Origin of the sequence: Amycolatopsis pithecellobii (assembly GCF_009707865.1) — a bacterium.
Lineage (GTDB): Bacteria > Actinomycetota > Actinomycetes > Mycobacteriales > Pseudonocardiaceae > Amycolatopsis_E > Amycolatopsis_E pithecellobii.
This window is the reverse complement of sequence record NZ_WMBA01000085.1, coordinates 21,912-29,265: the sequence shown is the minus strand read 5'-3', so window position 1 is coordinate 29,265 and position 7,354 is coordinate 21,912. Positions and strand designations below refer to the sequence as shown.

General features: G+C 67.2%; 6 protein-coding genes. 2 read left to right on the top strand and 4 right to left on the bottom strand.

The features are described 5' to 3' along the window. The first annotated feature begins 123 nt into the window (after window positions 1-123). On the top strand, window positions 124-504 hold the full coding sequence (locus GKO32_RS34355) for a DUF1304 family protein (protein WP_154761088.1): 381 nt from the start codon (window positions 124-126) through the stop codon (window positions 502-504). A gap of 108 nt (window positions 505-612) precedes the next feature. Here GKO32_RS34355 and GKO32_RS34350 read toward each other — a convergent pair whose 3' ends face one another. Next, window positions 613-1,236, bottom strand: coding sequence for an SDR family oxidoreductase (locus GKO32_RS34350; RefSeq protein ID WP_246245174.1), 624 nt, complete (start codon window positions 1,234-1,236; stop codon window positions 613-615). Between the two features lie 191 nt (window positions 1,237-1,427). Here GKO32_RS34350 and GKO32_RS34345 point away from each other — a divergent pair, with 191 nt between their 5' ends. Then, window positions 1,428-1,904: an RrF2 family transcriptional regulator gene (locus tag GKO32_RS34345; RefSeq protein ID WP_312869052.1), complete on the top strand. Its 477-nt coding sequence runs from the start codon at window positions 1,428-1,430 to the stop codon at window positions 1,902-1,904. A 4-nt stretch (window positions 1,905-1,908) separates the two neighbouring features. On the opposite strand, the gene glgB is transcribed toward GKO32_RS34345, so the two are convergent. Genes glgB through treS form a run of 3 tightly spaced genes read right to left on the bottom strand, consistent with a single transcriptional unit; the run spans window position 1,909 to window position 7,279 of the window. Then, window positions 1,909-4,137: a 1,4-alpha-glucan branching protein GlgB gene (gene glgB / locus GKO32_RS34340; protein ID WP_154761087.1), complete on the bottom strand. Its 2,229-nt coding sequence runs from the start codon at window positions 4,135-4,137 to the stop codon at window positions 1,909-1,911. Further along, entirely contained in the window at window positions 4,083-5,465 is a 1,383-nt protein-coding gene (locus GKO32_RS34335) for a maltokinase N-terminal cap-like domain-containing protein (protein ID WP_312869050.1), read from the bottom strand. Before GKO32_RS34335 ends, glgB begins: the two co-directional genes overlap by 55 nt. A gap of 2 nt (window positions 5,466-5,467) precedes the next feature. Next, window positions 5,468-7,279 (bottom strand): maltose alpha-D-glucosyltransferase, encoded by a 1,812-nt coding sequence (treS, locus tag GKO32_RS34330; RefSeq protein WP_154761086.1) that lies wholly within the window; start codon window positions 7,277-7,279, stop codon window positions 5,468-5,470. Window positions 7,280-7,354 lie beyond the last annotated feature (75 nt).

Sequence of the window (7,354 nt, the reverse complement as noted above, 5' to 3'; positions counted from 1 at the left end):
GTGCGGGCGCACCGGTGGTTCGCGACCTGTGGGCGGGCGGCCTCGGAGGTTCGCGAAGGGCGGGGCTCGGGGAGTGCGGTCGGTGACTGAACTCCTCAACTGCCCAGCCAGGGGAGGCCGGGGATGAACATCGTCGCGCAGGGGCTTGCCGTTGTTGCGGCGCTGATGCACCTGTGGATCTTCCTGATGGAGAGCGTCCGCTTCCGCCGGCCGGAGGTGCATGGCATGTTCGGGGTGCGCGCCGCGGATGTCGATGTCGTCCGGCCCTGGGCGTTCCACCAAGGGTGCTACAACGCCTTCCTCTCGCTCCAGACACTCACCGGGATTGCCGTCGTGCACCTGGGCGACCCCACCGCGGGGCGGCTGCTTGTCCTGGCTGCCTGCGCGGCCATGCTCGCGGCGAGCGTGGCACTCATCGGCTTCGATCCGCGCCGGTCACGCATCAAAGGTCTGCTCGGCCAAGGTGCACCCGCCCTCGCCACGCTCGCCGCCGCCCTGCTGTGAACCGCTACTGCGAGCGCAGCCAGTCCCGGTAGTGCGTGGCCGCAAGGTACTCGTCGGTGGTGAGCACATCGCCCTTCATGGCCGCGAACAAACCCGCGCTGTCATCGGTCACGACCTTCCGGCTGTCGCCGGTTGCCTCGGTGAAGATCCGGCCCAGCTCAGCCAGCGGAAAGATCTCGGGGCCGCCGATGTTGTGCTTGCCGCGCAACGGATCCCCAGTGGCGATGGCGGCGACGGCCTCGGCCACTTCGGCGGAAGCGATCGGCTGGATCGGCGTGCTCGGCAGGCGCACCACTCACCGTCAGTGGTCCAGTCCAGTATCGCCGGTACGAACTCCATGAACTGGGTGGCGCGCACGATCGAATACGGCACCGGCCCGGCCTCGACCAAGTCCTCCTGCAACGCTTTCGCTTGGTAGTAAACAACATCCGGCACCTGATCGACGCCGACGATGGACAATGCGACCGCGTGGCGCACCCCGGCCTTCGCGGCCGCACCTAGCCAGTTCGTCACCGAGGTGCGGAAGAAATCCAGCGAGGCCTCGTCGAAGGTCGGGGAGTTGCTCAGATCCACGACAACCTCCGCACCGCGCAACGCATCGGCCAACCCGTCGCCGGTGAGCAGATCGACCCCGGTCGAGCGAGAGTGCCCGACGGCGTCATGGCCGGCCGCCGCGAGGTTCCGCACCACCTGGGAGCCGATGAGGCCGGTGCCGATGACCGCGATCTTCATGAGCGTTCCTCCAAACTCGGACCAGTTCTGTCCGAGATATTACTCGGATAGCCTTTGTCCGAGTCAAGGTGGCTCGTTACTGATCCGACCAAAAGTAGGCAGACCTCGAGCAGCACGTAACCGTTGCCACGCAAGCCGGATAGCCGTGACTGTGGCCGGATTAGTAACGAACGGCACAGTAGTCTGGACGTGTGAAGTTGTCGGGTGGAGTCGAGTCAGCGCTGCACTGTTGCGTGGTGCTCACGTCGGTGGCGGAGCCGGTCCCGGCGACGCGCCTGGCGGAGCTGCACGGAGTTTCGGGCACCTACCTGGCCAAGCAGCTCCAGGCGCTCTCCCGCGCCGGCCTGGTGCAGTCCGTGCAGGGTAAGTCCGGGGGATACGTGCTCACGCGCTCGCCCAAGGAGATCGCGGTGCTCGACGTGGTCGAGGCCATCGACGGGCGGGAGCCGGCGTTCGTGTGCACCGAGATCCGGCAGCGTGGTCCGCTGGCCACCCCGCCGGAGGCCTGCGCGGCCCCCTGCGCGATCGCCCGCACGATGCACGCCGCCGACCGCGCGTGGCGCGCCGCGCTCCGCGAGGTGTCGATCGCCGATATCGCCCGCATGGTCGGCGACGACTACGACGGCGACGTGCTGGGCAAGGTCGGGGGCTGGCTGGTCTCCGGGTGAGCCGTCACTCGGGCGCGAGCCACAGCACGCCCGCCGGGGGGAGCTGGACCACCGCGGAAGCCGGCATTCCGTGCCACGGCTGGGGTTCCGCTTCCACCGCACCGTAGTTGCCGACTCCGGAACCGCCGTAGGCCTCGGCGTCGGTGTTCACCACCTCGCGCCAGCGCCCCGCGACCGGCAGGCCCACCCGGTAGTCCAAGTGCGGGGTACCGGCGAAATTGGCCACACACGCCAGTTTCGAGCCGTCCACGCCGTGCCGCAGGAAGCTCACCACGTTCCCGTTGGCGTCATTCGCATCGATCCATTGGAAACCCTCGGGCCGGGTGTCCGCGCTGAACAGGGCCGGCGACAACCGGTAGATCCCGTTCAGATCCGACAACAACCGCCGGATCCCGGCGTGCAGGGGCTGATCCAGCAGGTGCCAGTCCAGCGACCGTTCCTCCGACCATTCCCGTTCCTGGCCGAACTCCCCGCCCATGAACAGCAACTGTTTACCCGGATGCGCCCACATGAACGCCAGCAGCGAGCGCACCCCGGCGGCCTTGTTCCAGTCGTCGCCCGGCATCCGGCCCCACAGCGAACCCTTGCCGTGCACCACTTCGTCATGCGACAGCGGGAGCACGAAGTTCTCACTCCACGCGTACACCAGCGAGAAAGTCAGCTCGTTGTGGTGGTACGACCGGTGCACCGGCTCGTGCGCCAAGTAGTGCAGCGTGTCGTGCATCCAGCCCATGTTCCACTTGAACCCGAACCCGAGCCCGCCCAGATGCGTCGGGCGCGACACACCCGGCCACGCCGTCGACTCCTCCGCCACCATCAGCACACCGGGGTGTCGCTTGTAGACAGTCGCGTTCAGTTCCTGCAAAAACCGGACCGCGTCAAGGTTTTCCCGCCCGCCGAACTCGTTGGGCACCCACTGGCCGTCCGGCCGCGAGTAGTCCAGGTACAGCATCGAAGCCACGGCATCGACGCGCAGACCGTCCAAATGGAACTCTTCCAGCCAGTACAACGCGTTCGCCACCAGGAAATTGCGCACCTCGTTGCGCCCGAAGTCGAACACGTACGTGCCCCAGTCCGGCTGCTCGCCGCGTCGCGGGTCCGCGTGCTCGTACAGCGGCGTCCCGTCGAACCGGGCCAGCGCCCAGTTGTCCTTCGGGAAATGCGCGGGTACCCAGTCGACCAGCACCCCGATCCCGCGCTGGTGCAACCGGTCCACGAAATACCGGAAATCGTCCGGCGAACCGAACCGGGCGGTCGGCGCGTAGTACGACGTGACTTGATATCCCCACGAGCCGCCGAACGGGTGCTCGGCGATCGGCAGGAGTTCCACATGCGTGAAACCCGTGTCCTGCACGTAATCCGCCAGCTCGTCGGCCAGCTCGCGATAGCCCAGCCCCGGCCGCCACGACCCGAGATGCACCTCGTAGATGCTGACCGGCGCGTCGGCCCAGTTCGTCACGGTGCGCTCGGCGAGCCACTCGTCATCGCGCCATTCATACGAGGACTCCGCGACCACCGACGCGGTGTTCGGCGGCTTCTCCGCGGCGAACGCGAGCGGGTCGGCCTTCTCGTGCCAATGGCCGTCGGCGCCGAGAATCCGGTACTTGTACCGGGTTCCGGCCTCGACACCCGGGATGAAGATCTCCCAGATGCCCGACGAACCCAGCGACCGCATCATGTGCGAACGGCCGTCCCAGCCGTTGAAATCGCCGATCACGCGCACCCCGCGCGCGGTCGGCGCCCACACCGCGAACGAAACCCCGTGCACCACACCATGGGCTGTCTCGTACCGGCGGACATGCGCGCCGAGCACATCCCACAACCGCTCGTGCCTGCCCTCGCCGATCAGATGCCGGTCCAGTTCACCGACCGTCGGCAGCCACCGGTACGGGTCATCCAGCTCAAGCACCCGCCCGCCGAAATCGGCTTCGAGCCGGTAGTCACCGGGATTTTCCGGCACGGTGCCGGAAAACAGGCCGTCCACCACGCGGCGCAGCTCGAACTTGTGATCCGCGGACACCACCGTCACCGAGCGGGCGTGGGGCAACAGCGCACGCACCACGACTGAGCCGCCCTGGTTGTGCACGCCGAGCACCGAGTGCGGGTCGTGATGCGAACCGGCCAGCAACCGGTCGATGTCCGCGGGTGCCGGGGCGCCGTCGGGCAGTTCGGACACGGTTATTCGCCTCCCGTACTGATTCGCGCGATCGACGCGAGCGGCACGCCCAGCCATTCCGGCCGGTTCGCGTGTTCGTAGGCGACCTCGTAGACCGCCTTGTCCAGTTCCAATGCCCGCAACAGGAATCCCTGCGAGCGCGGGTCGCCGACCGGGTCGCCGGCGTTTTTCGTGTAGCCATCGCAGAAAGCGGCCCGGTTGCGCCGGGCCCACTCCAGCGCGCGCTCCTCCAGCCGCGGGTCCTCCGGCTGCCCGATCAGCATCTGGTGCGCCGCGTAGTCGAACGAGCGCAACATGCCTGCCACGTCACGCAATGGCGTCCGCAGCACGGACCGTTCGCTCACCGGCGCGGCCGGCTCGCCTTCGAAGTCCAGCAGCAGCCAGCCGGTGACCGTCCGTAATACCTGGCCCAGATGCAGATCACCGTGGATGAACTGCATCGGCACCGGACCTTCGGTGTCCCGCACCCGGTCGAACGCCGCGCGCAGCGCCGGGGCCTGCTCGCGCAGTTGCGGCACCGCCGCCAGCACCTTGTCGAGCCGGTCGTGCATCGCTTTCACCGTGCGGTCGAGCTCGTCGGCATCCGCGAGCTGCTCACCGAGCGCGCGCCGCAGTTCATTGTGGACGGTCGCGACCGCCTGCCCGAGCCGCTGCGACTCACCGGCGAAGTCACCGCCGAGGAGATCCGGCGGCAGCTCCGGATCGGCCATCAGGTCCCGCACGCTGGTGGTGGCCATCGCCCACCCGTCCACCGCATCCGTGATGAAGCGTTGCAGCATGCCGACCGTGGCCGGCCGGCCGTCCAGCTCACCGGTGATGCTGCCGAGCAGCGGCGCGACATGCTCGGAACCCTGCTCCTGCAACGCGCGGTGCAGTCGCACATCCGGGTTCTCGCCAGGGGACAGCTTGCGGAAAAGCTTGAGAATGTACTGGTTTCCGTAGACGAGCGAGGTATTGCTCTGCTCCGACGTGATCGGGCGGCCACGCAGCCCGCCCCGCACCTGGGCGCCCGGTTCCCGCGCGAACGTGAGTGAGCCGATCCTGGTGTTCTCGGCGATCAGGTCGAGCAGCCGGCCCGTCACATCGGCGTCACTGGTGGCTTCATAGCAGGGCATCCCCAGCTCGGCGCCGATCCAGTTGGAGCCGAGGTGCTCGGGCAGGTGGGCTCTGCTGGCGATCAGCAGCTGGTACGGCGCGCTCCGATCGTCCTGCTGCACCTCGACAACGAGGTGCAGCAGCAACGGATCCCCCTCCAGCAGCACCGTCGTGCTGACCGGTCGCACCGCGGTGATCGGGCGGTCCTTGCCGCCGAACCAGCGCTGCGCCGGCAGCCACTGCGGTAGTTCGCGCATCACGGGATCGATCAGTTCAGCCGCGTCGCCCACTGTCAGTCACCTCGCCTCGCCTTCGCGTCCTCATCCAGCAGCTGGAACCAGTAGAAGCCGTGACCTGGCAACGTAAGCAGGTACGGCAGCTCGCCGATGTCGGGGAACTGCACCCCGCCGGTCAGCTCCATCGGCGTGCTGCCCTCGTGCTCACCCAGGTTCAGCTCCACCGGCTGCGGGAACCGGGACAGGTTGTTGACGCACAGAACCACGTCCAGCTCACCGTCGGGACGTGTCCAGGTGCGCTTGTACGCCAGCACACTCGGGTTGGACCCGCCGAGTTCGATGAACTCGCCTTCGGCGAATGCGTGATGCTGCTTGCGTACCTCGATCATCCGGCGGGTCCAGTTCAGCAGCGAGGAAGCGCTGTCTCGCTGCGCCTCCACGTTGAGTGCCTGGTACCCGTAGACCGGGTCCATGATCACCGGCAGGTAGATCCGGCCGGGGTCGCAGGCGGAGAAACCCGCGTTGCGGTCCGGGGTCCACTGCATGGGCGTGCGCACCGCGTCGCGGTCGCCCAGCCAGATGTTGTCGCCCATACCGATCTCGTCACCGTAGTACAGGACGGGCGAGCCCGGGAGCGAAAGCAGCATCGCGGTGAACAGTTCGAGCTGGTTGCGGTCGTTCTCCAGCAGCGGCGCCAGTCGCCGTCGGATGCCGATGTTGGCCTTCATCCGCGGATCCTTGGCGTATTCGGCGTACATGTAGTCGCGCTCTTCGTCGCTGACCATCTCCAGCGTCAGCTCGTCATGGTTGCGCAGGAAGATGCCCCACTGGCAGTTGTCGGGGATCTTCGGGGTTTGCGCGAGGATTTCGGAGATGGGGAAGCGGGATTCGCGGCGTACCGCCATGAAAATGCGGGGCATCAGCGGGAAGTGGAACGCCATGTGGCATTCGTCGCCGCCGGTGGCCGGGTCACCGAAGTATTCGACGACATCCGAGGGCCACTGGTTCGCCTCGGCCAGCAGTACCCGGCCGGGGTACTCGTCGTCGACGACCTTGCGGCAGTGCTTCAGGAATTCGTGCGTACGCGGGAGATTCTCGCAGTTCGTGCCCTCCTGCTCGTAGAGGTACGGCACGGCGTCGAGCCGGAACCCGTCGATACCGAGATCCAGCCAGAACCGCAGGACGTCGATCATCGCCTCCTGCACGGCCGGGTTCTCGTAGTTGAGATCGGGCTGGTGGGTGAAGAACCGGTGCCAGTAGAACTGCCCGCGCACCGGATCGTAGGTCCAGTTCGAGGTCTCGGTGTCGACGAAGATGATGCGCGCGTCGGCGTAGCGGGAGTCGTCGTCGCTCCACACGTAGAAATCGCCGTACGGCCCGTCGGGGTCCGAACGCGACTGCTGGAACCACGGGTGCAGGTCGGAGGTGTGGTTGAGCACGAGGTCGGTGATGACCCGGATGCCACGCCGGTGCGCCTCGTCGAGCAGGTACACGAAATCCTCGACGGTGCCGAATTCCGGGAGTACCGCACGGAAATCGGAGATGTCGTACCCGCCGTCGCGCAGCGGCGATGCGTAGAACGGCGGCAGCCACAGGCAGTCGACGCCGAGCCACTCGAGGTAGTCCAGCTTGCTCGCCAGGCCACGCAGGTCGCCGGTGCCGTCACCGTTGGAGTCGGTGAACGCGCGCACCAGTACTTCGTAGAACACCGCGCCCTTGAACCACATCGGATCACTCGGCGCCTGCTTGGCCGAGCGGAAATCATCGGCCTGCGGTTCGACCAGCATGCCTTCCGGCGTCACCGATTCCCCGGTGTGCGGCACTCCCTCGAGCCCGAGGGCCGCGTCGGGCCGGTGCTCTTGATCCATCAGCTCCACCTCGTCCCACCCTGATCCGGGTACGTTTCCATAGCTCCCGCGCGTTTTCCTCGGCGCGGGAGCATC